The sequence below is a fragment of the Amycolatopsis sp. NPDC021455 genome, assembly GCF_040640995.1.
Classification (GTDB): domain Bacteria; phylum Actinomycetota; class Actinomycetes; order Mycobacteriales; family Pseudonocardiaceae; genus Amycolatopsis.
Map to the genome: position 1 here is coordinate 1 of NZ_JBFACT010000080.1, position 24,376 is coordinate 24,376.

The 24,376-nt window shown below is 71.6% G+C and carries 23 protein-coding genes; 11 read left to right on the plus strand and 12 right to left on the minus strand.

Annotated features, from left to right (window positions below):
- Positions 1–191: 191 nt before the first annotated feature.
- The 4 genes from AB0G28_RS43195 to AB0G28_RS43210 form a co-directional block, all read right to left on the minus strand.
- A complete protein-coding gene (locus AB0G28_RS43195) occupies positions 192–866 on the minus strand; it encodes a hypothetical protein (protein WP_361103506.1) in 675 nt (224 codons plus the stop codon).
- A gap of 201 nt (positions 867–1,067) precedes the next feature.
- Positions 1,068–1,571, minus strand: coding sequence for a hypothetical protein (locus AB0G28_RS43200; protein ID WP_361103566.1), 504 nt, complete (start codon positions 1,569–1,571; stop codon positions 1,068–1,070).
- A gap of 119 nt (positions 1,572–1,690) precedes the next feature.
- On the minus strand, positions 1,691–2,200 hold the full coding sequence (locus AB0G28_RS43205) for a hypothetical protein (RefSeq protein WP_361103508.1): 510 nt from the start codon (positions 2,198–2,200) through the stop codon (positions 1,691–1,693).
- Between the two features lie 133 nt (positions 2,201–2,333).
- Positions 2,334–3,077, minus strand: coding sequence for a GntR family transcriptional regulator (locus tag AB0G28_RS43210; protein ID WP_361103510.1), 744 nt, complete (start codon positions 3,075–3,077; stop codon positions 2,334–2,336).
- A gap of 80 nt (positions 3,078–3,157) precedes the next feature.
- Here AB0G28_RS43210 and AB0G28_RS43215 point away from each other — a divergent pair, with 80 nt between their 5' ends.
- Positions 3,158–4,375 (plus strand): amino acid permease, encoded by a 1,218-nt coding sequence (locus AB0G28_RS43215; RefSeq protein ID WP_361103512.1) that lies wholly within the window; start codon positions 3,158–3,160, stop codon positions 4,373–4,375.
- Between the two features lie 125 nt (positions 4,376–4,500).
- Positions 4,501–5,307 (plus strand): serine protease, encoded by an 807-nt coding sequence (locus AB0G28_RS43220; RefSeq protein WP_361103514.1) that lies wholly within the window; start codon positions 4,501–4,503, stop codon positions 5,305–5,307.
- Between the two features lie 63 nt (positions 5,308–5,370).
- Here the strand turns inward: AB0G28_RS43220 and AB0G28_RS43225 are convergent, their stop codons facing one another.
- Both AB0G28_RS43225 and AB0G28_RS43230 read right to left on the minus strand, forming a co-directional pair.
- Positions 5,371–6,471, minus strand: a complete 1,101-nt coding sequence (locus AB0G28_RS43225; RefSeq protein ID WP_361103516.1) for a nitronate monooxygenase family protein — start codon at positions 6,469–6,471, stop codon at positions 5,371–5,373.
- Positions 6,472–6,483: 12 nt separating this feature from the next.
- Positions 6,484–8,100, minus strand: a complete 1,617-nt coding sequence (locus AB0G28_RS43230) for an acyl-CoA synthetase (RefSeq protein WP_361103518.1) — start codon at positions 8,098–8,100, stop codon at positions 6,484–6,486.
- 63 nt (positions 8,101–8,163) lie between these two features.
- On the opposite strand from AB0G28_RS43230, the gene AB0G28_RS43235 reads away from it, so the two are divergent.
- The 4 genes from AB0G28_RS43235 to AB0G28_RS43250 all read left to right on the plus strand — a co-directional run bounded on the left by AB0G28_RS43235 (position 8,164) and on the right by AB0G28_RS43250 (position 12,192).
- Entirely contained in the window at positions 8,164–8,952 is a 789-nt protein-coding gene (locus tag AB0G28_RS43235; protein WP_361103520.1) for a crotonase/enoyl-CoA hydratase family protein, read from the plus strand.
- An 81-nt stretch (positions 8,953–9,033) separates the two neighbouring features.
- Entirely contained in the window at positions 9,034–10,011 is a 978-nt protein-coding gene (locus AB0G28_RS43240) for an OB-fold domain-containing protein (RefSeq protein ID WP_361103522.1), read from the plus strand.
- A gap of 7 nt (positions 10,012–10,018) precedes the next feature.
- Complete coding sequence (locus AB0G28_RS43245; protein WP_361103524.1) at positions 10,019–11,032, plus strand: thiolase domain-containing protein; 1,014 nt, start codon at positions 10,019–10,021, stop codon at positions 11,030–11,032.
- On the plus strand, positions 11,029–12,192 hold the full coding sequence (locus AB0G28_RS43250; RefSeq protein WP_361103526.1) for a thiolase domain-containing protein: 1,164 nt from the start codon (positions 11,029–11,031) through the stop codon (positions 12,190–12,192). The genes AB0G28_RS43245 and AB0G28_RS43250 overlap by 4 nt, the downstream gene beginning before the upstream one ends.
- Positions 12,193–12,279: 87 nt before the next feature.
- Here the strand turns inward: AB0G28_RS43250 and AB0G28_RS43255 are convergent, their stop codons facing one another.
- On the minus strand, positions 12,280–13,302 hold the full coding sequence (locus tag AB0G28_RS43255) for a YhjD/YihY/BrkB family envelope integrity protein (protein ID WP_361103528.1): 1,023 nt from the start codon (positions 13,300–13,302) through the stop codon (positions 12,280–12,282).
- A gap of 55 nt (positions 13,303–13,357) precedes the next feature.
- Positions 13,358–14,149, minus strand: coding sequence for a transglutaminase family protein (locus AB0G28_RS43260; protein WP_361103530.1), 792 nt, complete (start codon positions 14,147–14,149; stop codon positions 13,358–13,360).
- Positions 14,150–14,184: 35 nt separating this feature from the next.
- On the opposite strand from AB0G28_RS43260, the gene AB0G28_RS43265 reads away from it, so the two are divergent.
- Positions 14,185–14,778, plus strand: coding sequence for a dienelactone hydrolase family protein (locus tag AB0G28_RS43265; protein ID WP_361103532.1), 594 nt, complete (start codon positions 14,185–14,187; stop codon positions 14,776–14,778).
- Here the strand turns inward: AB0G28_RS43265 and AB0G28_RS43270 are convergent.
- Positions 14,750–15,976 (minus strand): cytochrome P450, encoded by a 1,227-nt coding sequence (locus AB0G28_RS43270; RefSeq protein WP_361103534.1) that lies wholly within the window; start codon positions 15,974–15,976, stop codon positions 14,750–14,752. The genes AB0G28_RS43265 and AB0G28_RS43270 overlap by 29 nt on opposite strands.
- 231 nt (positions 15,977–16,207) lie before the next feature.
- On the opposite strand from AB0G28_RS43270, the gene AB0G28_RS43275 reads away from it, so the two are divergent.
- Complete coding sequence (locus tag AB0G28_RS43275) at positions 16,208–17,365, plus strand: steroid 3-ketoacyl-CoA thiolase (protein WP_361103536.1); 1,158 nt, start codon at positions 16,208–16,210, stop codon at positions 17,363–17,365.
- Between the two features lie 187 nt (positions 17,366–17,552).
- Here AB0G28_RS43275 and AB0G28_RS43280 read toward each other — a convergent pair whose 3' ends face one another.
- Positions 17,553–17,963: a RidA family protein gene (locus AB0G28_RS43280; protein WP_361103538.1), complete on the minus strand. Its 411-nt coding sequence runs from the start codon at positions 17,961–17,963 to the stop codon at positions 17,553–17,555.
- A 43-nt stretch (positions 17,964–18,006) separates the two neighbouring features.
- Here AB0G28_RS43280 and AB0G28_RS43285 point away from each other — a divergent pair, with 43 nt between their 5' ends.
- Positions 18,007–18,804: an alpha/beta hydrolase gene (locus tag AB0G28_RS43285; protein ID WP_361103540.1), complete on the plus strand. Its 798-nt coding sequence runs from the start codon at positions 18,007–18,009 to the stop codon at positions 18,802–18,804.
- Positions 18,805–18,868: 64 nt separating this feature from the next.
- On the plus strand, positions 18,869–20,371 hold the full coding sequence (locus tag AB0G28_RS43290; RefSeq protein WP_361103542.1) for a hypothetical protein: 1,503 nt from the start codon (positions 18,869–18,871) through the stop codon (positions 20,369–20,371).
- Here AB0G28_RS43290 and AB0G28_RS43295 read toward each other — a convergent pair.
- Together AB0G28_RS43295 and AB0G28_RS43300 are read right to left on the minus strand one after the other, a co-directional pair.
- The gene (locus tag AB0G28_RS43295; RefSeq protein WP_361103544.1) at positions 20,368–21,570 is read right to left on the minus strand and encodes an amidohydrolase family protein; all 1,203 of its coding nucleotides are present in this window, start codon (positions 21,568–21,570) and stop codon (positions 20,368–20,370) included. The genes AB0G28_RS43290 and AB0G28_RS43295 overlap by 4 nt on opposite strands.
- A 172-nt stretch (positions 21,571–21,742) precedes the next feature.
- Positions 21,743–22,936: a M20 family metallopeptidase gene (locus tag AB0G28_RS43300; protein ID WP_361103546.1), complete on the minus strand. Its 1,194-nt coding sequence runs from the start codon at positions 22,934–22,936 to the stop codon at positions 21,743–21,745.
- 67 nt (positions 22,937–23,003) lie between these two features.
- On the opposite strand from AB0G28_RS43300, the gene AB0G28_RS43305 reads away from it, so the two are divergent.
- The gene (locus tag AB0G28_RS43305) at positions 23,004–24,068 is read left to right on the plus strand and encodes an AsnC family transcriptional regulator (protein WP_361103548.1); all 1,065 of its coding nucleotides are present in this window, start codon (positions 23,004–23,006) and stop codon (positions 24,066–24,068) included.
- Positions 24,069–24,376 lie beyond the last annotated feature (308 nt).

The window sequence follows — 24,376 nt, forward strand, 5'->3', positions numbered from 1 at the left end:
TTTAATTCCCCCCCCCCCCCCCTTTATAAACACCCCGGCCCCCAAACAATACCCCCACCCCCCTCACAACCTAAATCTAACCCACCCCCTCCCCCCCCCCCCCCGCCAACCCCCCAACCTCCCCCCCCCCCCCGCTTCTGGCCCGGAGGGAGCACCGGCCCGCCACCGGTGCCCCCTTCCTTCCCGATCCCTCAGCCGACGCGCTCGATCCGCGCGCGCCGGATGAGGAACTTTCCGGGTTCCCGAACCTGTTCGAAGGCCGCGTTGTTGAGCAGCGCACAGCTGCCCGACACCGACGTCACCGTCACCGTCGTGGACTTCGAGTTGTCCAGGTTCGTCACCTTCAGCTTCGTCCCCGCCGGGAACTGGTTGCTCGACGCGGCCGGCGCGCCGCCCTCCCCGGAGAGCGTCACGGTCGAGCCGGCGCACACGACGCCCTTCTGCGCCGCCGCGCCCGCACCGGCGGCCGCCTGGTCCTGCTTCTTCTGCTGACCGGGCGCCTGGGCCTTGCCCGGCGCGTTGCCGGAGTTGCCGGGCGCGGCGGCGGCCTGGCCGTTGTTCGCCGCGACGTTCGCCGTACAGCCCGCGACCTGCCGCCGCTGCTGGATCTGGTCCACCACGGCCTGCCGGTTGGCGATCCGCGCGGCCGACTGCGCGTCCGGGTTCGCCTGCTGGCCCGCGATGAAGTTCAGGTTGTTCTGCAGCGCGGTGTCGAGTCCCGCGCAGTTTTCCTTGGGCGCTTCGGCGGCGTTGCCCGCGGGGCTGCTCAGCGCGATGGCCGTCGCGGTGACACCGGCGACCCCCAGCAACGCGGCCAATCCGACGGTCGCCTGCTTGCGGTGCCGACCACTGCTCATCCGGGGCATGGGCCCCTCCTCTCTGATCACCACCTCACCCTGGGACACGGGCCGGTCACCGCGGCGGTTCACCGGAAGCGCCGACAATTTTCGACAACTTCGACAACCGGCGTCTGACCTGGTCCGGACCAATGCCCGACCGTCCACTGCGGACTCGGCACACGAAAACGGCCCCGGAGAAGGTCTCCGGGGCCGTGGCGTCGAGCGCGGTCACTTCGGCGGCGTCGTCTTCAGCACCACCGTGCGCTGGTCCAGCGGCGCCGCGAGCGCGACCGAGATGACCGGGTACCGGATGTCCATCGTGCACATCTGGCCGGTCTGCGCCTTGGTCTCGCTCAGGTTGACCACGACGTGGTCGGCCGTCTGCTCGGCGGCCTCGCCCAGCGCGTGGCCGCAGCCGCCTTCCTGGGCGCGGATGTCGAGCACCGTGCCGCCGTTGGAGGTCCACACCTCGTGCGGGAACCCGCTGGGCAGCGCGGTCGCGTCGATCTTGCCCGGCGGGACCGGGGTGCTGCCCTCGGGCACGGTGAGCCGCGGCTTGCCCGGCGGGTTGGCCGTCGGCGGCGCCGGCAGCACCGATGCGCTCGGCGAGGGCGACGTCGACACGCTCCCGGTGGGCGCGGCGGAGTCGCCTCCGGCGGCGGGCTGGGCGGTGGACATGTCCGGGCCGGCACAGGCCGTCACCATCAGCAGGAGCGCACCTGTCCCGACCAGCTTCGCTGAGTACCTCATGCTGCCAGGACGGAACGGGGGCGTCGCGGGGTTGCACCGGACGTGGTCTGGGAGGGCGTCCTCCGGGCATCCCGGCGACGCCCTCCCAGCGTCGAGGGGCGTCAGCCCTGGCGGAGGACGACCGTGCGCGTGCCGAGCGACTCCGACAGCGGCAGCGGGATCCGGATCTCCTTGATGTAGTCGGGGCACATCTGGCCCTTCGGCGCGGAGGAGACGGTGACCAGCACGACCACCTGCTGCGCCGTCTGGTCGCCGACGCGCGCCGAGATGCGGCGGCAACCGCCCTCCTCGGCTTCCAGGGTCAGCGTCCGGCCGTCGATGCTCCGGAAGAGGCTGCGCGGATAGCCCTCGGGCAGCCCGCGGGCGTCGATCTGCGTCTCCGCGACGACGTCGTCACCCGGCGCGATCCCCTGCGTCGGGCGCCCGACCGTCTGCGACGGCGGCGGACCGAGCGTCGGGGTCACCGTCGGTGACGTCGGGGGCGCCGGGGAGCCGGTCACGGACGTGCCGGGACCGCTCGCCGCCGGGGCGCCGGCGCCGGAATTCGCCGCGCAGGCGGTCACCGTGAGCAACAGCAGGCCGGTCCCCAGCAGTTTCACCGTGGTACGCATACCTGCCAGACGGAACGGACCCCGCTCCGGTTGCATGCGCCCCAATGTGGCGTTCGGTGCGTCCAGCGCACCCAATGTGGCGTTCGGTGCGTCAGACGCACCCAATGCCACATTGGGGCGCTTGGGGCGCCGGTCAGCCGTCGCGGCCCAGGCGGGTCGTGAAGCTGAGCCGGTCGCCGCGGTAGAGCGAGCGCACGCGCTCGAACGGCGTGCCGTCCCGCCCCCACGCGACGCGGTGCGTGAGCAGCATCGGCAGGGCCGGGTTGGTGCCGATCAGGAGGGCTTCGCGCGGGGTGGCCAGCACGGTCTCGACCCGTTCCTCGGCGCCGTGGACCTCCACGCCGCTCGGGCACGCCGAGAGCGGGTCGAACGTGTCCAGGAAGCCCGGGAACCGCTCGGCGAGGAGATATGTCGACTCCAGGCCGACACGCTCCTCGCCGGCCAGCAGCACCCGCTCGATGTGGAACACCTCCGCGTCCGAGGTGACCCGCAGGTCGGTGGCCAGCGCGCGGCCCGCCGGGCGCCGCTCCAGCGTGACGACGGTGCGGCCCGGCCGGACGCCCGGGCGCGAGCCGGCCAGGGCCAGCGGCTGGACGAGCTTCGGGCCGGCGACGTAGGTGCCGCTCCCCTGACGGCGGCTGAGCCTGCCCTCGAGCACCAGCTCCCCGACCGCCTGCCGTACCGTCGCCCTCGACACCGCGAACCGTTCGCACAGTTCCCGTTCCGTGGGCAGCACCGCGCCTTCGCCGAGTTCCTCGATCACCGCCAGCAGCTCGACCTTGACCGCGTAATACCGCGGGACACGGCCGTGTTCGGGAATCCCGTCGAGCACGGGGCCGTCGGCGGACAGGCGGGAATGGCGTGAAGGGGCGGGCACGGAATCGACCCTATTCGGTTTCCCGCGCGCCATGGTTGGCTGTGGCACGTAACACGGCCGTCACACGGAGGATCACCCGGATGCGTTCCACCCCACTGGCTCGCCGGCTCGGTCTCGGCGACGCCGTTTTCCTGGGCCTCGGCTCGATGATCGGCGCCGGCGTGTTCGCCGCGTTCGCCCCGGCGGCGCGGGCGGCGGGCTCCGGATTGCTCATCGCGTTGGTCTTCGCGGCCGTCGTCGCTTACTGCAATGCGACGTCTTCGGCGCGGCTCGCCGCGATTCATCCCGAATCCGGCGGGACCTACGTTTACGGCCGGGAAAGGCTCGGTGAATTCTGGGGTTACCTCGCCGGCTGGGGATTCGTCACCGGGAAGACGGCCAGCTGCGCCGCGATGACGCTGACCGTCGTCGCCTACGCCGCGCCCGGTCTGGGGCAGCCGTGGCGGAGCGCGCTCGCGGTCGCCGTCGTCGCCGCGCTCACCGGAGTCAACTACTTCGGCGTGCACCGGTCCGCGCTGGCGACCCGGGTGATCGTGTCGTGCACCCTGCTCGTGCTGACCGCCGCGGCGGTGACGATGGCCACCGGACCGCACGCCGGCGGCCCGCTCGTCGCCTGGCCCGGCGGCGGGGGCGTCCTCGAGGCGGCGGGGTTGCTCTTCTTCGCCTTCGCCGGGTACGCGCGGCTCGCGACGCTCGGCGAGGAGGTCCGCGACCCGGCCCGGACGATCCCGCGGGCCATCCCGCTCGCCCTCGGCATCACGCTCGTCGTCTACGCCGCACTCGCGGTGCTCCTGCTCGTCCGGCTCGGCCCGGCCGCGCTCGCCGCGAGCCCGGACCCGATCGCCGCGGCCGTCCCGGGGTGGCTCGCGCCGGTCGTGCGGGTGGGCGCGGCGGTGGCGGCGCTCGGCTCGCTGCTCGCGCTCATCCTCGGCGTCTCGCGCACGACGCTGGCGATGAGCCGCGACGGCCACCTCCCCGGGTTCCTCGCCGCCGTGCACCCGCGCTACCAGGTGCCGCACCGGGCCGAGCTCGCCGTCGGGCTGGTCGTCGCGGTGCTCGCCGCGTCGATCGACCTGCGCGCGGCGATCGGCTTCTCGTCCTTCGCCGTCCTGACGTACTACGCGATCGCCAACGCCGCGGCGTTCACGCTGAGCGGGAAGGCCCGGCCGGTCGCCGTGCTCGGGCTGGCCGGGTGCGTCGTGCTCGCCTTCAGCCTGCCGCTGCCGTCGGTGCTGGCGGGCTGCGGCGCGCTCTTGCTGGGCGGTCTGGCCTACGGCGTTCGTCGGTTACGCCGGTGAGAAATCACCCAACCGCCCGAAAGATCCGAAGAAAGTCGGTTGTCCCGGTCTGCGGCCACCTGGTGTAGTCGTGGAGCCGCTTTCGGCAACGGCTTCCACTGTGGACACTGGAAGGACTGATCCCCTTGGCCCCCAAGCGCTGGTTCACCCTGCTCAGAAACGCCACCACCACACTGGCCGCGGTCGCCGCGGCCGCGTCGCTGTCCACCCCGGCGATCGCCACCGCCGCCCAGCCGCCGTCCACCGACGTCGTCGGCGGCACCCGGGCGGCCCAGGGCGAATTCCCGTTCATGGTCCGGCTTTCCATGGGCTGCGGCGGGGCGCTCTACACCAAGCAGATCGTCCTGACGGCCGCGCACTGCGTGAGCCGGACCGGCTCGAACACCTCCATCACGGCGACCGTCGGCGTGGTCGACCTGAACAGCTCCAGCGCGCAGAAGATCCGCTCGACCTACGTCTACCGGTCCCCGACGTACGACACCTCGACCGGCGGTGACTGGGCGCTGATCAAGCTCGCGAGCCCGGTGAGCGGGCTGGCGACGATGCCGATCGCTACGACGTCGGCCTACAACTCCGGCACCTTCACCGTGGCCGGCTGGGGCGCGGCGACCGAAGGCGGCTCGCAGCAGCGGTACCTGCTCAAGGCCACCGTCCCGTTCGTCGACGACGCCACCTGCGCCGCGCAGGGCGGCAGCTACCCCGACCTGATCCCGAGCGCCGAGATCTGCGCGGGCAACCTGGCCTCGGGCGGCGTCGACACCTGCCAGGGCGACTCGGGCGGCCCGATGTTCCGCCGGGACAACAACAACGCCTGGATCCAGGTCGGCATCGTCAGCTGGGGTGACGGCTGCGCCCGGCCGCACGCCCCCGGCGTCTACACCGAGGTGAGCACGTTCGCGTCGAAGATCGCCGCGGCGGCCGCCACGCTGTAGTCCGAAGTCCGTGAAGGCCTCCTTCCCGGCTCTTATGGCCGGGAAGGAGGCCTTCACGGCTTTTCAGCGGGTCTTGTCCAGGCGGGAAAGCGCTTCTTCGTAGCCGGCGACCAGTTCGGCGACGACGTCGGCGACCGGACGGACCTTGTTCATCCGGCCGACGATCTGCCCCACCGGCATCGACACCACGCTCGGGTCGTTCGCCGCGTGGATCCGGTTGTGGGCGTGGGAAACCAGCAGGTTCTGCAGCGGCATCGGCAACGGCTCGGGCGCGTCCGGCGCGGCCCACGCCTCGGTCCAGCGGGTCTTCAGCAGCCGGGCCGGCTTGCCGGTGTAGATCCGCGTCCGGACGGTGTCCGACGACGACGCCGCGACTAGCGCCTGCTGCATCGCCACCGACTCGCCCATCGTCTGCAGGTACTCCTCGGTGGCGAGCCACATCGAGCCCATCCAGACGCCGGACGCGCCGAGCGCGAGCGCCGCGGCCACCTGGCGGCCGGAACCGATTCCGCCCGCGGCGAGCACCGGCACGTCGACGGCGTCGACGATCTCCGGCACCAGCACCATGGACGCGATCTCACCGGTGTGCCCGCCGGCTTCGTAGCCCTGCGCGACCACGAAGTCGACGCCGTTTTCGACGTGCCGCACCGCGTGTTCGGCCTTCCCGGCGAGCGCGGCCACCGGGACACCGCGGTCGTGGCACTGGCCGATCACGTCCGCCGGCGGCGAGCCGAGGGCGTTGGCGATCAGCTTGATCGGGTGGTTGAGCGCGACCTCGACGTGCGACCGGGCGACCGAGTGCAGCCAGCCGAGCACCCCCGCGCGTTCGTCGGTGTCGTCCGGCAGCGGCGGGACGGACAACTCGTTCAGCACGCGGTCGACGAACGCGCGGTGGCCGTCGGGAATCATCTTCGCGAGGTCCACCTGGGTGCCCTCGGCGGGGATCTTCGCCGGCATCACGATGTCGACGCCGTACGGTTTCCCGCCGGTGTTCTCGTCCATCCAGGTGAGCACCCGGTCGAGCTCGGCGGCGTCGTTGAACCGCACGCAGCCGAGCACGCCGAGCCCGCCGGCGCGGCTGAGCGCCGCGGCGACGTGCTCCGACGGGGTGAACCCGATGATCGGCACGTCGATGCCGAGCCGGTCGCACAGGGGTGTCCGCACTCTGTGTCCTCCTCAGACGGGCTGGGCCGTGGCCGGTTCGTGCTCGGCCGCGTAACGCTGGGCCCACGGGTAGTCCGGCTTGCCGCTGGGCGAGCGGCCGATCTCGTCGGCGAGCCAGACGGTGCGCGGCACCTTGTAGCCGGCGATCTGCCCGCGCGCGTGCTCTTCGATCGCGGCCAAGTCCGGTGAAGCGCCGTCCCGGAGCTGGATCACGGCGGCGACGCGCTGGCCCAGCCGCTCGTCCGGGACGCCGATGACGAGCGCGTCGAAGACGTCGGGGTGCGACTTGAGCGCCCCTTCGACCTCTTCCGGGTAGACCTTCTCGCCGCCGGTGTTGACGCACTGGGAGCCGCGGCCGAGCAGGGTGACCGTGCCGTCCTCCTCGTAGCGGGCCCAGTCGCCCGGGACGACGTACCGGACGCCGTCGACCTCGACGAAGATCTTCTTGCTCTTCTCGGGATCGCCGTAGTAGCCGAGCGGGACGTGCCCGCGGCGGCCGATCAGCCCGACCGCGCCGGGCTTCTTCTCGACGACGTTGCCGTCCTCGTCGAGCAGGATCGCGTCCTGGCCGAAGTTGACCCGCGGGCCGGCGCTGTGGTCGGAGCCCTTGGCCACCATGCCGATCCCGGTGAAGCCGCTCTCCGACGAGCCGATGGCGTCGGTGATCAAGGCGTTCGGCACCAGCTCGACGAACTCCTGCTTCACCGACTGCGAGAACAGCGCGGCGTGGCTCGAGACGGCGACGATCGACGAAGCATCGTAATCGCCCTCGCGGTAGGCCTCGATGAGCGGCCGGGCCATCGCGTCGCCGACGATCGTGAGGACCTGGACCTTGTGCTCCTGCACGGCTTTCCAGATCTCGTGGGCGTCGAAGCGCGGTACGAACACGACCGGGCTGCCGGTGAACAGCGCGCCGAACGCGGCCCACTGCGCGGCGCCGTGGATCAGCGGCGCGGCCGGCAGCCGGGTCAGGCTCCCGGCCTTGCCCTGCTCGGCGAGCGTCCACTCGTCCGGGATGTACTCGCCGGTGACGAAGTTGATCCCGCCGCCGAGCGCGCGCCAGACGTCCTCCTGCCGCCAGAGCACGCCCTTCGGGTAGCCCGTGGTGCCGCCGGTGTAGAGGATGTAGAGGTCGTCGTTGCTGCGTTCCTCGAAGTCGCGCTCGGGGCTTTGAGCCTCGAGGGCGGCCTCGTAGTCGACGCCGCCGTAGCGTTCGTAGTCGCCGTCACTGCCGTCGTCGATCACGACAACGTGTTTCAGTTTCGCCGCCTCGGGCAGCACCGCCGCGACCTTGTCGGCGTAGCTGCGTTCGTGCACGAGGGCGACCAGCTCGGCGTCGTTGAAGAGGTAGACGAGCTCGCCGTGCACGTAGCGGTAGTTGACGTTGACGGCGATCGCGCGCAGCTTGTACGCCGCGATCATCGCCTCCAAGGCCTCGATCGAGTTGCGGGAATAGACCCCGATGTGGGACCCGCGTCCCACGCCGTGCGCGGCGAGGTGGTGGGCGAGCCGGTTGGCCCGCGCCTCCAGTTCGGCGAAGGTGACCTGCCGGTCGCCGCACACGACCGCGACGCGCTCCGGCACGGCGTCGACGGCGTGCTCCAGAAGATCCGCGATGTTGAGTGCCACGCCCTCAAAGTAGAACATGTTATCGTTCTGGGCAATGGCACTGCTGCTTCGGGAGGATTTGACGTGGCTGAACCGCACGCGCTGGTCTCACAGGAGGGGCAGACGCTCGTCGTCACGATGAACCGGCCCGAGGCCCGCAACGCGATCACCGGCGAGATGATGGAGATCATGGTCTCGGCCTGGGACCGCGTGGACTCCGACGACTCGATCCGCAGCTGCGTCCTCACCGGGGCGGGCGGCGCGTTCTGCGCGGGGGCGGACCTGAAGTCGATGTCCCGGAACTCGCCGTCGGAGTCGTTCGCGTCGGGCAAGTTCGACCCTTCGCGCATCCCGGGGCTCCTGAAGGGCCGCCGCCTGACGAAACCGCTGATCGCGGCGGTCGAAGGGCCGGCGATCGCGGGCGGGACGGAGATCCTCCAGGGCACGGACATCCGGGTGGCGGGCGAGTCGGCTCGCTTCGGGGTGTCGGAGGCGCGGTGGGGCTTGTTCCCGATGGGCGGGTCGGCCGTGCGGCTGGTGCGCCAGATCCCGTACACGGTGGCCGCGGACATCCTGCTCACCGGACGCCACATCACGGCTTCGGAGGCACTGGCGATCGGCCTGATCGGCCATGTGGTGCCCGACGGCCAGGCTCTGTCGAAGGCTCTCGAGCTGGCCGCGCTGATCAACGCGAACGGACCGCTGGCGGTGCGCGCGATCCTGCGGACGATCCGGGACACCGAGGGCCTCCACGAGGAGGAGGCCTTCAAGCTCGACTCGCAGTACGGGGTCGAGGTCTTCGCCTCGGAGGACGCCAAGGAGGGGCCGCGGGCGTTCTCGGAGAAGCGGAAGCCGGACTTCACCGGCCGTTGAGCTAGAACGCGTTACATTCCAACCGGACCGGCCCGCGGAGGAACCTTGTCGGTAGAACAAGAACATGTTTCACTCAACGACGTGACCGAGACTCCCTTGGCGGCACCGCTCAACGTCGGCTTCGACTACACCCGGTCGACCGGGCCCGTCCTCGGCCGGTTCGTCACCGCGCTGCGCGACCACCGCATCGAGGGCATCCGCGGCAGCGACGGGCGCGTGCACGTCCCGCCGGTCGAATACGACCCCGTCACCGCCGAACAGCTCGGCGAGTTCGTGCCGGTCGCCGAAGAAGGCACCGTCGTCTCGTGGTCCTGGTGCCCCGATCCCCTCGACGGCCAGCCGCTGAACCGGCCGTTCGCCTGGGCGCTCGTGAAGCTCGACGGCGCCGACACCGCGATGCTGCACGCCGTCGACGCCGGATCGCCGGACAAGATCCACAGTGGACAGCGGGTGCGGGTGCGCTGGGCCGACGAAACCGTCGGGCACATCCGGGACATCGCCTACTTCCTGCCCGTCGACGCCGAAGACACCACGCCCACCGAACCCGCTCCCCCGGTCGCCGAACGCGAGGAAGGCGCGCCGGTCAGCGTGATCATCACCCCGGTGCACCTCAAGTACATGCACTCCGCGTCACCGGAGGAAAGCCGCTACCTGCGCGGGCTCGCCGAGGGCAAGATGATCGGCCAGCGCTGTCCCGCCTGCGGCAAGGTCTACATCCCGCCGCGTGGCGCCTGCCCGACCGACGGCGTGCCGACCACCGACGAGGTCGAACTGCCCGACACCGGCATCGTCACGACGTTCTGCATCGTCAACGTCCCGTTCCTCGGCCAGCGGATCAAGCCGCCGTACGTCGCCGCGTACATCCTGCTCGACGGCGCCGACATCGCGTTCCTGCACCTCGTGCTGGGCTGCGCCGCCGAAGACGTCCGGATGGGCATGCGCGTGCGCGCCGCGTGGAAGCCGCGCGAGGAGTGGTGGACGTCACTGGAGAACATCAGCCACTTCGAGCCGACCGGTGAGCCGGACGCGGCTTACGAAACCTTCGCCCACCACCTGTGAGGTCCTGATGCCAGACGTCGCGATCGCCGGCTTCGCGCAGGCCCCCAACGTGCGCGAAACACCGGGTACCACCAACGGCGTGGAGATGCTCGTCCCGATCTTCGCCGAAGTGTTCAAGCAAACCGGACTGTCCAAGCAGGACATCGGCTTTTGGTGCTCCGGTTCGTCGGACTACCTCGCCGGGCGCGCGTTCTCGTTCATCGCCGCCGTCGACGCGATCGGCGCGTTCCCGCCGATCCACGAGTCCCACGTCGAGATGGACGCCGCCTGGGCGCTCTACGAAGCATGGCTGAAGATCAAGATGGGCGAGGTCGAGACCGCGCTCGTCTACGGCTTCGGCAAGTCCAGCGCCGGGCAGCTGCGCCGGGTGCTCGCTCTGCAGCTCGACCCGTACGTCGTCACGCCGCTGTGGCCGGACTCGGTTTCGATCGCCGGGATCCAGGCGCGGATGGGCCTGGAGGCCGGGATCTGGTCCGAAAAGGACCTCGCCGAAGTCGCCGCGCGCGGGACCGGCAAGGACGTCGCGGAGCTGCTCGACACGCCGTACTACGCCAATCCGTTGCGCAGGCACGACATCGCGCCGATCACCGACGGCGCCGCCGTCATCGTCCTGTCCACTGTGGAACGTGCGCGGGACATCGTCGAACGACCAGCGGTGATCACCGGCATCGAGCACCGCGTCGACTCCCCCGTGCTCGGCGCCCGCGACCTGACGCGTTCGCCGTCCACCGAAGCGGCGGCCAAGGCCCTCGATCTCGACGGCGTCGACCTCGCCGAGCTGCACGCGCCGTTCACGCACCAGGAGCTCATCCTGCGGACCGCGCTCGGCCTCGGCGACGGCGTGAAGATCAACCCGTCCGGCGGGGCGCTGGCCGCGAACCCGATGTTCTCCGCCGGGCTCGCCCGCATCGGCGAGGCGGCGGCCCGGATCCACAGCGGCGAATCCCGCAAGGCCGTGGCGCACGCGACGAGCGGCCCGGCCCTGCAACAGAACCTGGTGACCGTGCTGGAGGCCCGATGACCAAGCAGCTCACCGCCGTGCTCGGCACCGGCCAGACGCACCACCGCGCCAAGCGGCAGGACGTCTCGATGCCGGGCCTGCTGCGCGAGGCGATCGACCGCGCGATGCTCGACGCCCAGGTGGAGTGGGCCGACATCGACGCCGTCGTGCTCGGCAAGGCCCCGGACCTGTTCGAGGGCGTGATGATGCCCGAGCTGTTCCTCGCCGACTCGCTCGGCGCGACCGGGAAACCGCTGCTGCGCGTGCACACCGCCGGTTCGGTCGGCGGGTCGACGGCGCTGGTCGCGGCGTCGCTCATCCAGGCCGGCGTGCACCGGCGGGTGCTCACGGTCGCCTACGAGAAGCAGTCCGAATCGAACGCGATGTGGGGGCTGTCGATCCTGCCGCCGTTCCAGATGCCGGTCGGCGCCGGCGCGGGCGGCTACTTCGCGCCACACGTGCGGTCCTACATCCGCCGTTCGGGCGCGCCGGAGCACGTCGGGGCGATCGTCGCGGCGAAGGACCGGCGCAATGGCGCCCTCAACCCGTACGCGCACCTGCAGCAGCCCGACATCACCGTCGAGTCGGTGCGGGCGTCGCAGATGCTGTGGGACCCGATCCGCTACGACGAGACGTGCCCGTCGTCCGACGGCGCGTGCGCGATGGTGCTCGGCGACGAGGCCGCCGGGGACGCCGTCGAGGGTGGCGCGGCCTGGATCCACGCGACGGCGATGCGCACCGAGCCGACCACGTTCGCCGGCCGTGACCAGGTGAACCCGCGAGCGGGCCGCGAGGCCGCGGCCGCGCTGTGGGCCGAGGCGGGCATCACCGACCCGATGTCCGAAGTGGACGTCGCGGAGATCTACGTGCCGTTCTCGTGGTTCGAGCCGATGTGGCTGGAGAACCTGGGTTTCGCGCCCGAAGGCGAAGGCTGGAAGGTCACTGAGAAGGGCGAGACGGCCATCGGCGGACGGCTGCCGTGCAACCCGTCCGGCGGGGTGCTCTCGTCCAACCCGATCGGCGCGTCCGGCATGCTGCGGTTCTCCGAAGCGGCGAAGCAGGTCATGGGCCGGGCCGGGGACTACCAGGTCGACGGCGCGCGCCGCGCGCTCGGCCACGCCTACGGCGGCGGATCGCAGTACTTCTCGATGTGGCTGGTCGGCTCGGAGAAGCCCGCCTGACAAGCGCCCCAATGTGGCGTTGGTTGCGCTCAACGCACCGAACGCCACATTGGGTGCGTCAGACGCACCGAACGCCACATTGGGGCGCTAGCGGCGGGAGCGGCGGCGCCACAGCAGGGCGAGCAGGGTGCCGAGGACGCCGGTGACCACGCCGACCGTGGCCGGGACGGCCATCGGCGGGTCCACCACGACGACCGGCTTCAGCACCACCGGTGCAGGCGGCTGGACCGCCTTCGGGGGTGCGTCGGAGCCGGTCGCCGTCCACGCCGTGACGAAGACGAGCAGCCGGGCGACGAGCGAGATGAAGAAGATCAGGCCGATGATCGAGCCGAAGGCGATCCCGGTCGGCGAGTCGCCGATCAGCCGGAGGTAGAACCCGCCGGCCAGCTTCAGCACCTCGAACCCGACGGCCATCGCGATCGCGCCGCGCACCGCGCTGCGCACCCCGACCTTCTGCCGCGGCAGCCGGGTCAGCACCCACAGGAACACCAGCCAGTCGGCAGCCAGCGACAGCGGCACCGAAGACGCCGAGACGAGCTGGTGTCCCCAGCTCGTGTCGTCGAGGCCGGCCAGCCGGAGCAGGTAGCCGCCCAGCGCGGTGCCGGAGATCGTCAGCGTGAACGACACCAGCAGCGCCGCGCTCAGGCCGAGCAGGGCGAGCAGGTCGACGAGGATCAGCCGCAGCAGCGGCTGGTCCGACCGGTTCTGCCCCCAGAGCGCCGTCAGCGAGTCCCGCAGCGCGTTCATCCAGTTCCAGCCCGAGTAGAGGCCGATGGCCAGGCCGACCACCCCGACGCTGGTCCGCTGCTCGACGAAGCCGGTGAGCAGCTCGGTGGCCTTGTCGCCGAGGCCGCCGGGCAGCGTGCTGACGATCGCGTGCACGAGCGTGTCGAGCAGGTGCGGCTGGCTGGCCAGCACGAACCCGGCGACCGACGAGGCGACCATCAGCAGCGGCACCAGCGACAGCAGGCTGAAGTAGGTGATCGAGGCGACGTAGTGGTAGCCGCCGCGCTCGATGTAGCGGTTGGTCGCGCGGGCGATGTGGTCCAGCCACCGGTACCGGGCGCGTGCCCGGGCCCAGGGGCTCGGCGCCTTCGGGGAACTCTTCACGAAGACTGTCTACCCAGCCGGGGCCGTCTTTGCGCAGGCAACACGCGGGCCGGGCTCAGCCGAGCACGACCAGGCCCGTCCCGTCGTCGGCGGGCAGCGCGGCGTCGGTCGTCGCGAAGACGGTGCTGCCCAGGAAGTCGAGCTCGCTGCCGAGGGTGGCGAGGAAGGCGGTGTCGGCGGCGTCGCGGCCGGTGGAGATGCGCAGCATGGTCTGGCGTGGCGCGAGCCGGGTGGCGTCGAAGACGTACCAGTGGCCGTCGACCGCGGCCTCGAAGACGGCGTGGAAGTCCATCGGCGCGAGCCCCGGCGCGTAGACGCCGGCGTAGCGCGCGGGGATGTCGAGGAACCGGCACAGGGTGATGCAGACGTGCGCGAAGTCACGGCAGACACCCTCGCCCGCGAGCAGGGTGTCGATCGCGTCGTCGGTGGGACGGCTCGCACCAGCCACATAGGACAGTCGCTCGTGGACGTGCCGGACGACGGCTTCCACTTGTTTCCGGGGGTTCCCGAGCTTGACGAGTTCCGGGGGCACGAGCCCGGCGACGCGATCGGACGGGCAGTACCGGCTCGGCCGGGTGAACACGGCGACGTCGGCGAGCGTGACGGGCTCGGGTTCGGGTTCGCCCAGGACGCGTTCGGCGTGGTAGGTGACGCGGTGCTCGCCGGCGGGGAGGTCGAAGACCTCGGCCCGGGTGCCGTGCTCGAACTCGACGGGCCGGCTGTCCCCGTGCCAGGACACGCGGAGCTCTTCGACGTCGGCGTGCGCCGCGGCGACCGAGATCGCCGCGGGCCCGGGTCCGGTGACGCGGAGGGCGAACTCGACGTCCACGGTCGCTCGCGGGGCCATCGTCCCATCATGGCATCCCCTGGCAGAATCGCCGGGTGAGCGACCGATCGAGCGACATCGTGGTGTTCCACTCGGTGCTGGGGCTGCGGCCCGTCGAGCTGGGCCTCGCCGAGCGGCTCCGGGCGGCCGGCCACCGCGTCACCACCCCGGACCTCTACGCCGGCCGGACGGCGTCGACCCTCGACGAAGGCTTCGCGCTCAAGGACGCCATCGGCTGGGAGACCATCGCCGGACGAGCCCGCGACGCCGTGCGCGACCTGCCCGCGGAGACCGTGCTCGTGGGCGTGTCGATGGGGGCCGGTGTCGTGGCGGAAGTGCTGCCGCACCGGCCCGGAACCGCGGGCGTCCTGATGCTGCACGCGCTGGGGGCGCTGCCCGCCGGGATCCGCGCGGGCCTGCCGGTGCGGGTCCACGTCGCCGACCCGGACCCGATCGCCCCGCCGGCGCAGGTCGCGGCGTGGCGCGAGGCCGCGGCGCGGTCGGGCGCCGATGCCCGGGTGTACACCTACCCGGGCATCGGCCACTTCTACACCGACGAAGACGGCCCCGACCACGACGGGCCGGCGGCCGCCCTCACCTGGCAACGCGTCGAGGAGTTCCTCAGGCGTACCGCACCGGGTAGTGCTTGATGCCGTTCAGCCAGCTGGACCGCAGCCGCACCGGGGGCGCGGCCTCGGCGATGTCCGGCATCACGTCGGCGATGGCGTTGAAGATCAGGTCGATCTCCAGCCGGGCCAGGTTCGCGCCGATGCAGTAGTGCGAACCCGTGCCGCCGAACCCGACGTGCGGGTTGTCTTCGCGGAGGATGTCGAACTTCTCCGGGTTCTCGAAGACCTCGTGGTCGAAGTTCGCCGAGCTGTAGAACATGCCGACGCGGTCGCCCTTTTTGATCTGCGCGCCGCCGAGCTCGGTGTCCCGGGTGGCCGTGCGCTGGAAGGCGACGATCGGGCTGGCCCAGCGGACGATCTCGTCGGGGGCGGTCTTCGGCCGCTGCTCCTTGAACAGCTCCCACTGCTCCGGGTGGTCCAGGAACGCCTTCATCCCGTGGGTGATGGCGTTGCGCGTCGTCTCGTTGCCGGCGACAGCGAGCAGGATGACGAAGAACCCGAACTCGTCGGAGCCGAGCGACTCGCCGTCGACGTCGGCCTGGACGAGCTTGGTGGCGATGTCGTCCATCGGGCACTTCCGGCGGTCCTCGGCCATGTTCCAGGCGTAGCCGACGAGCTGGGCGGACGCCTCCAGCGGCGCGACCTCGTACTCGGGGTCGTCGTAGGCCACCATCTGGTTGGACCAGTCGAAGATCTTGAGCCGGTCGTCCTGCGGGATGCCGATCAGCTCGGCGATCGCCTGCAGCGGCAGCTCGCACGCGACGTCGGTGACGAAGTCGCCCGACCCCTTCTTCCGCGCCTCGGAGACGATCCGCTCGGCGCGGTCCCGCAGCGTGTCCTCCAGCTTCGCGATGGAACGCGGCGTGAAGCCCTTCGACACGATCCGCCGCAGCTTGGTGTGCTGCGGGGCGTCCATGTTGAGCAGGACCAGGCGGTTCGCTTCGAGGTTGTCCTCGGTCATGTTCTCGTCGAAGCGGATGATCGCGGTCTTTTCCCGTGACGAGTAGGTGACGCTGTCACGGGAGACTTCCTTGACGTCCGCGTGGCGCGAGACGACCCAGTAGCCGTCGTCGCGGTAGCCCGCGGTGTTGTGCTTCTGGGGATTCCACCACACCGGGGCAGTCCGTCGCAGCTCGGCGAACTCGGCGACGGGAAGCCGTTCTGCCAGGAGATCGGGATCGGTGAAGTCGAACCCGGCGGGGATGAGCGGAGCGGCCACGTTGCCTCCCACGGTTCGGCTTGGAACACGTTCTAAGTCCGATTAGAGCATACGGTGTTAACCAACGGAAGCCCTTCAGTGAAACCCGTTTACTTAACCGATGAGGCCAGGTGAGCGAGCGCTCACCCCGCAGAGATCAAGAAGGCGTCAAACCAGGGCGGACTTGCACAAAACGATAACTTGTTCTAGTTTTTGGGGCAGTGAACAGTGTTTCCCGACGAAAGGGACGACATGGGCGTGCCGGTCATCGTCGAAGCCGTGCGGACCCCCATCGGCAAGCGGAACGGGCTGCTGGCCGGCCTGCACGCGGCCGAGCTGCTGGGCGCCGCGCAGCTCGCCCTGCTGGACCGAGCGGGGATCGACCCGGCGCTGGTCGAGCAGCTGATCGGCGGCTGCGTCACGCAGGCCGGCGAGCAGTCCAACAACGTCACGCGCACGGCGTGGCTCCACGCGGGCCTGCCCGAGACGGCGGGCGCGACGACGATCGACGCCCAGTGCGGCTCGGCGCAGCAGGCCACCCACCTGATCGCCGGCCTGATCGCGGCGGGGGCCATCGAGGCCGGCGTCGCCTGCGGGGTCGAGGCGATGAGCCGGGTGCCGCTGGGCACGAACCGCGCCGGCGCGTCCCCGCGGCCGTCGTCGTGGTCGATCGACCTGCCCAACCAGTACGGCGCGGCCGAGCGCATCGCGGTCCGGCGCGGGCTGACGCGGGAAGACGTCGACGCGTTCGGCGCGGCGTCCCAGCACAAGGCCGCGGCCGCCTGGGCGGCCGGCCACTTCGACCGCGAGGTGGTGCCGGTGAAGGCGCCGGTCCTGTCCGCTTCCGGCGAGCCGACGGGGGAAACCCACCTGGTCGCGCGTGACCAGGGCCTGCGCGAGACGACGGTCGAAGGCCTCGCCCGGCTCAAGCCGGTGGTCGAGGACGGCATCCACACGGCGGGCACGTCGTCCCAGATCTCCGACGGCGCGGCCGCGCTGCTCCTGCTGGACGCCGACCGCGCGACGGCGCTGGGCCTGCGCCCGCGGGCCCGGATCGTCGCGCAGGCACTGGTCGGCGCCGAGCCGTACTACCACCTGGACGGCCCGATCCGCGCGACGGAACGCGTCCTCGAACGGGCCGGGATGGCGGTGGGCGACCTGGATCTGTTCGAGGTCAACGAAGCCTTCGCCTCGGTGGCGCTGTCGTGGCAGCAGGTCGTCGAGCCGGATCCCGCGCGGGTCAACGTCAACGGCGGCGCGATCGCCCTCGGTCACCCGGTGGGCAGCACGGGCGCCCGGCTGCTGACGACGGCGTTGCACGAGCTGGAACGCCGGGACGCGTCGACGGCACTGGTGACGATGTGCGCGGGCGGCGCGTTGGCCACCGCGACGATCATCGAACGGCTCTAGTGCCGCAAGTTGTTCGACGATGGGGTCGATGCGCCCCAATGTGGCGTTCGGTGCGTCCAACGCACCCAATGTGGCGTTCGGTGCTCCATCCATGCCCCCGCCGCCGCCCTCAACGGAGGCGCTGCGCGCCGCAGTGCTGATTCGACGCAACCAACGCCACATTGGGGCGTTTGAGCCGGGGCCGCTGTCAACGAACCTCGGACGCGCAACACGAGTCCGGCAGGCAAGCGTCCACCTCGATCTCGATCTTCATGCGCGGGTCCGCCAGGCCGCATTCCAGCATCGTCGCGGCCGGGCGGACCGCCGCGAACGCCTTGCGCAGCACCGGCCAGCACGGCTCGAAGTCCTCGCGCGCCGGCAGCAGGTACCGCACGCGGACGACGTCGGCGAGCGTGCACCCCGCCTCGGCCAACGCCGCCTCGATGTTGCGCAGGCACTGTTCCGCCTGCTCCACGACGTCCTCGGAGATCGTCATCGCCGCGTAGTCGAAGCCGGTGGTGCCCGAGACGTACACGCGGTCGCCGTGCACCACGGCGCGGGCGTAGCCGATCTGTTCCTCGAATGCCGACCCGCTGAGGATCGCTCGCCGTTCGGTCATACCGCGCACGTTAGCGGGCGGCCGTTGTGCTTCACTTCGGTGCATGATCTCGGAAAGCCGTTGCCCGGTGGAGGACGGTGAGCTCCTCGTCCGCCGCGGCGGCGAGGGCCCGGCGCTGCTGCTGATCGCGGGCGGCACCGGGGCGGGTGACTCCTACCGCGCGCTGGCGAAGCTGCTGTACGCGGACTACACCGTGATCACCTACGACCGGCGCGGCCACTTCGGCAGCACCGACACCACCACGGGCCCGGTCCCGGTCTCGCGGCAGGCCGACGACGCGCTGGCGGTGCTCCGCCACGCGACCGGCGGCCCGGCGCTCGTGTTCGGCTCGAGCGCGGGCGCGCTGATCGGCCTCGACCTCGTGGCCCGGTACCCGGACAGCGTGACGACGCTGGTCGCGCACGAACCCCCGGCGGTGCACCTGATGCCGGACGCGGGCGGCTGGCTCGAAGCCGCCGCGGAACAGGTGCGGCTGGCCCGTTCGGGTGAGCTGATGGCCGCCGTGACGCGGTTCGCCGACGCGATCGCCGGCGCCGCCCTGCCCGACCTGCCGAACCTCCGCCTGCCGCACGAAGCCGACTGGATCCGGCTGTTCGACCGCGAGCTGACGGAGTTCTTCGACTACCTGCCGGACCTGCGCGCGCTGCGCAAGGCGAGCACGGAGATCTTCCCCGTGGCGGGCGAGGGCAGCCGGGGCCGGTACCACTACCAGCCGGCGAAGATCCTGGCGCTGGAACTGGGTTTGCCGTTCACCGAGATGCCGGGCGCCCACCTGGCCCCGCAACGGAACCCGGCGAAGTTCGCCGCGGCGCTGAAGGACCTGCTGAGCCCGGAGGCGTGACTCGGTCCCGGACTCCGCGCTATGGTGCGAAGTTCACGCGATCCGCCCGGGACCAGGGAGTCGCATGGCGCAGGCCGTCCAGCTGCACCTCAACCAGGCGCTCATGCGGATCCCGCGGCGGGCCGAAAGCGCCGATCGCTCGACACTGGCCGCCACCTACGTCTCCGCCGGGTCGTTCTCCGCGCTGATCAACTCGGCGGACCACCAGATCCTCTTCGGCCGCCGCGGCACCGGCAAGACCCACGGGCTGCTGCACCTCCACGACCTCGTCGGGCAGACCGGCGACGTCGCGCTCTACCTCGACCTGCGCACGATCGGATCGACCGGGGGCCTGTACGCCAACGAAGCGCTGAGCCCCGCCCAGCGGGGCACGCAACTGCTGGTGGACACCCTGGAAGCGGTCCACGACCAGCTTCTCGCCCTCGCCGTCGAAGGGCAGGTGCCGGGTCAGGACAGCTTCCTGCGCGGCCTCGACGCGCTGGTCGCCGCCGTGACCGAGGTCGAAGTCGTCGGCGAGACCGAGCAGGAGCAGACCCGCAGCGCCGCCGACGAGCGCGAGGGCGGGCTCGAGGCGTCGCTCGGCCGCACGAGCGGGCTCAGGGGTTCCCTGCGCCGCAGTGCTTCCACGACCGCGTCCAGCCGGCAGAAACGCACCGGCGTCGAGCAGCACCGCGTCCTGTTCGGCCCGCTGAGCCGGGCGATCCAGGCCGTCACGGACGGGATGCGCCCGGCGCGCCTCTGGCTCCTGCTCGACGAATGGAGCAGCGTTCCCCTTGACCTGCAACCGTTCCTGGCGGACCTGCTGCGGCGCAGCGTCCTGCCGGTCCGGGGCATCACGGTGAAGATCGCCACCATCGAGCACCGCGCGCGGTTCTTCGTCCCCGCCGACGGCGACTACGTCGGGATCGAAGTGGGCTCGGACGCCGCCACCACGGTGAGTCTCGACGACGCCCTGGTCTTCGACCAGTCGCGGGAACGAGCGCAGGCGTTCTTCCTGCAGCTCTTCCACAACCACGTCCGGCCGATCCTCGCGACGATGCCCCGGATGGCGATTCCCGACGCCGGCGAGTTCGCGAAGGAAGCCTTCCAGGAAGGCGCGTTCGCCGAACTCGTCCGGGCCGCCGAGGGGGTTCCCCGGGACGCGATCAACATCGCCGCGCTCGCCGCCCAGCACGCGCACACCGGCAAGATCGACCGGTCCCACGTGCGGCGGGCCGCTCGCGACTGGTACCTGCGGGACAAGAAGGTCGCGGTCAGCCGGCAGGCGGAGGCCGACCGGCTGCTGGCCCGCCTGATCGACGAGGTGGTCGGCCGGCGCCGGTCGCGCACCTTCCTCCTGCCCGCGGCGGACCGCCCGCCCGCGATCGACGCGCTGTGCGACGCGCGCCTGCTCCACGTTCTCCGCCGGGGCCTGGTCGATCCCCGGCACCCGGGAAACCTGTACGACGGCTTCGCCATCGACTACGGCTGTTACGTTTCCCTGCTGCGGGAAGGCGGCAAGGGCGTTCCCGCGGACGTCTTCCGCTTCGACAAGGCCGTCGTCGACCTCGCCCGGCTGGACGGTTAGACGACCCGGGTGCCGTCCTTCCAGACCTCCCGGATGTTCGACGCCAGCGCCGGGAAGTCGTACGGATCCCCCGGCACCACCACGAGGTCCGCCCGCAGTCCCGGCTCGATCCGGCCCAGCTCGCCGTCGAGGCCCATCAGCCGCGCCGCCGACGACGTCGTCGCCTCCAGGACGTCGCCCGGGGTCATGCCGCACGCCGCCATCAGGGCCAGCTCCTCGAGGTTCGTCCCGTGCGGGCCGACGCCGCTGTCGGTGCCCATCGCGATCCGGACGCCCGCCGCGTACGCCCGGCGGACCGAGTCACGGTGGGCCTCGACCACTTCGCGGGCCTTCGCCACCACCGCCGCCGGGAGGTCGACGCCCGCGTCGGCCGCGCGGACCACGTTGACCGGGGCGATCAGCGTCGGCACCAGCCATGTGCCGTGGCCGAGCATCAGCTCGATCGCCTCGTCGTCGAGGTAGATGCCGTGCTCGATCGACCGGACCCCGGCGCGGACGGCGTTCTTGATGCCCGCCGCGCCCTGCGCGTGCGCCATCACCGGGCGGCCCTGCATCGACGCCTCGGCGACCAGGACGTCCAGCTCCTCCGGCGTGAACTGCGAGTGGCGCGGGTCGTCGCGCGGGGACAGCACCCCGCCGGTCGTGCACACCTTCAGCACGTCCGCGCCCGCGCGCAGCATCGTCCGCGCCACACGGCGCACCTCGTCGGGACCGTCGGCGGTGGCGTCCGGCCGGCCCGGGTGCGGCATCAGCAGCGGGACGCACATCCCGGACGGGAACCACGCGTCGCCGTGGCCGCCGGTCGGCGTGATCAGCCCGATCGAGATCTGCAGCCGCGGCCCCGGGATCAGCCCGTCGTCGACGGCCTGCTTGATGCCGAGATCCGCGCCCGCGGCGTCGCGGACGGTCGTGATGCCCAGCCCGAGCGTCGCCCACAGGTTCCGCGCGGCTTCGTAGAACTGGTAGGAGAACGGCTTCTGCACCCGGGACAGCAGCCCGATGTCGGACACGGTGACGTGCACGTGGCAGTCGAAGAGCCCGGGCAGCAGCACCGCGCCGGCGCAGTCGACGCCCTCGTCGCCGTCGAGGTCCGTGCCGACGTCGACGATCCGGCCGTGCTCGACGACGACGTCGGCCGGTGCCGGGTCCGCGCCCGTGCCGTCGAACACCGAACCACCGGTGAAAACCGTGCGCGTCACGCCGCCTCCAGATCCGGCCGGAAGGTGCCGATCACCGGGGCCAGCGTACTCGCGGGCACAACCGTGCCGCGGTCGATCCGGACGCGAACCCGATCGCCGTCGGCGGCGGGCACAACCGAGGCCGATCGCTCCACTGTGGACACTCGGTCTTCCCGCGCGGCCAGCACCCGCGTCACCCGGCCAGGAGCGCGAGGCGGCGGACGGCGAGCTCGGCCAGCAGCGCGGCGCCGTCGGCGAGCACGCTGTCGTCGAAGCGGGCGCGCGGCGAATGGTTGTCCGGCGCGGTCTCCGGGTCGCCCGGGCACGCGCCGAGGAACAGGTACGCGCCCGGAACCCGTTCCAGGACACGGGAGAAGTCCTCCGAACCGGTGATCGGGTCGGCCATCTCGGTGAACCGGTCCGCGCCGAAGACGTCGCGGATCGTGTCGGCGACGAAGGCGTACGCGTCGGCGTCGTTGACGGTCGCGGGGTACTCGGGTTCGTAGCTGACTTCGACGCCGAGGCCGTGCGCCTGCGCGATCCCGCGGCAGACCTGCTCCGCCCGCTCCCCCACCCGCGCCGCGACTTCGGGCGAGAACGAGCGGAGGGTCGCCTCGAACACCGCGTCGTCCGGGATGATGTTGCGGCGGGTGCCGGCGTGGAACGAGCCGACGGTGATCACGACCGGGTCGAAGACGTCGAAGGTGCGCGTGACCATCGTCTGGAGCGCGGTCACCATCTCGCAGGCGGCCGGGATCGGATCGCGGGCGTCGTGCGGGGACGAGCCGTGGCCGCCTTCGCCCTTCACCCGGACTTCGAGGGCGCCCGAGGCCGCCATCAGCGTACCCGGCCGGGCGGCGAACCGGCCCTTCGCGTAGCTCGCGGCCGACACGTGCAGTCCGTAGGCGGCGTCGACGTGCTTGCCGGACGCCGTCAGGACGCCCTCTTCGATCATGTGACCGGCGCCGTCCCAGCCTTCTTCGCCGGGCTGGAACATGAAGACGACGTCGCCGGGCAGGTCCTGTCTGCGGGCCGCGAGCAGCCGGGCCGCACCGACGAGACCCGCGGTGTGGAGGTCGTGGCCGCAGGCGTGCATCGCGCCGTCAAGGGTGGAGCTGAACTCCTCGCCGCTGGTTTCGGTGACCGGCAGCGCGTCCATGTCGCCGCGCAGCAGCACGGTGCCGCCCGGCTTGCCGCCGCGGAGGACGGCGGTGATCGACGACAGGTTCTTGCCGAGGGTGAGTTCGAGGCCGAGGCCGTCGAGGGCGGCCAGGACCCGTTCCTGGGTGCGCGGCAGGTGCAGGCTGACCTCGGGGATGCGGTGCAGGTCGCGGCGCAGGGCGACCAGGTCGCCGAGCAGGGCGGCGGCGTCGGAGCGCAGAGTCATGCGCCGATCATGCAGAGTCGAGCACAATGGCCGGGGAAAACCCGCGAAACCACCATTTCGAGGTGCGATGAGCGAAGAATCCGCCATGCTGGCCGAGCAAGACCTCAAACTGGTCGACGCGCTCCAGGCGGCGCCGCGGGCGTCGTGGTCGACGCTCGGCCGCGCACTCGGGCTGACTGCGGTGACGGCCGCCCGGCGCTGGGACGCCCTCGTCGAACGCGGCGACGCGTGGCTGACGGCCTACGCCGGCGGCGAGCTCACGGCGCCGCTGGCGCTGGCGTTCGTCGCGATCGACTGCGAGCCCGGGGCGGCGCTCGACGTCGCGTTCGCGCTGGCGGCCGAGGTGCACGTGGTGACCGTCGAGTACGTCGCCGGACCGTGCGACCTGCTCGCCCACGTCGTCGCGCCGACGCTGCGGGAGCTGGGTGCGCACGTGGCGGACCGGGTGGCGACGGTGCCCGGGGTCGCGCGGGTACGGACGACGCTGTCGCCGCGGATGTTCACCGAGGGCAGCCGGTGGCGGGTGCGGGCCATTTCGCCGGGTCAGCGGGAGGCCCTGGCGGCGAAACCGGCCCGGCGTCGAGCGCCGTTGCGGTTCGACGCGGCGGACCGGGCACTGGTCCTGGCACTGGGGGCGGACGCCCGCGCGTCGGCGGCGGCGTTGGCCGTCGAGGTCGGCGTCGGGGCGACGACGGTGCGTCGCCGGCTGGACGCGCTGCTCGGCCGGGGCGCGATCCGGGTGCGCTGCGAGATCGCGCGGTCGGTGTCACCGGCGCCGGTCACGGTGACGCTGTGGCTGCGGGTGCCCCCGGACAAGCTGGAGACGACGGCCCGGTCACTGGCGATGCTGCCGGAGGTCCGGATGTGCGCGGCGCTGTCCGGGGCGGCGAACCTGATGCTGGTGGTGTGGCTGCCCGCGCAGCAGGACGCTCTTTCGCTGGAAGCGGTACTGGCGGCGAAGCTGCCGTGGCTGGAGATCACCGGCCGGGCGGTGACGCTGCGGAGCGTCAAGCTGATGGGCCGTCTGCTCGATTCCGCGGGGCGGAGCGCCGGGCGGGTGCCGCTGGACTTCTGGGCCGCGGTCCCCGTGCCTGGGCACGGGGACCGCAGCGTTGACCGGTCCGGGGGATGAGGGGGGTGAGGTGGAGGGAAGCATCCCCCAGGCCGGGGTTCCGGGATGGTGCGGCGTTGCGGCCGACCCGGTGACCGAGGGGCGGCCGCCGGGCGGGTCTTGGGTCGGGGCCCTGCGCGGGGCTTCGGGGCGGGGCTCCAGTGCGAGGCTTGAGTGCGGGGCTTCGGGCCGGGCTTCAGGGCGGATCTCGCGTGATCCGGGACGTGACTCGCGTGACTGGGGACGAGACTCGCGTGTGTGAAGACCGATCTCGCGTGATCAGAGGCGGAACTCGCGTGTGTGAAGACCGATCTCGCGGGATCAGAGGC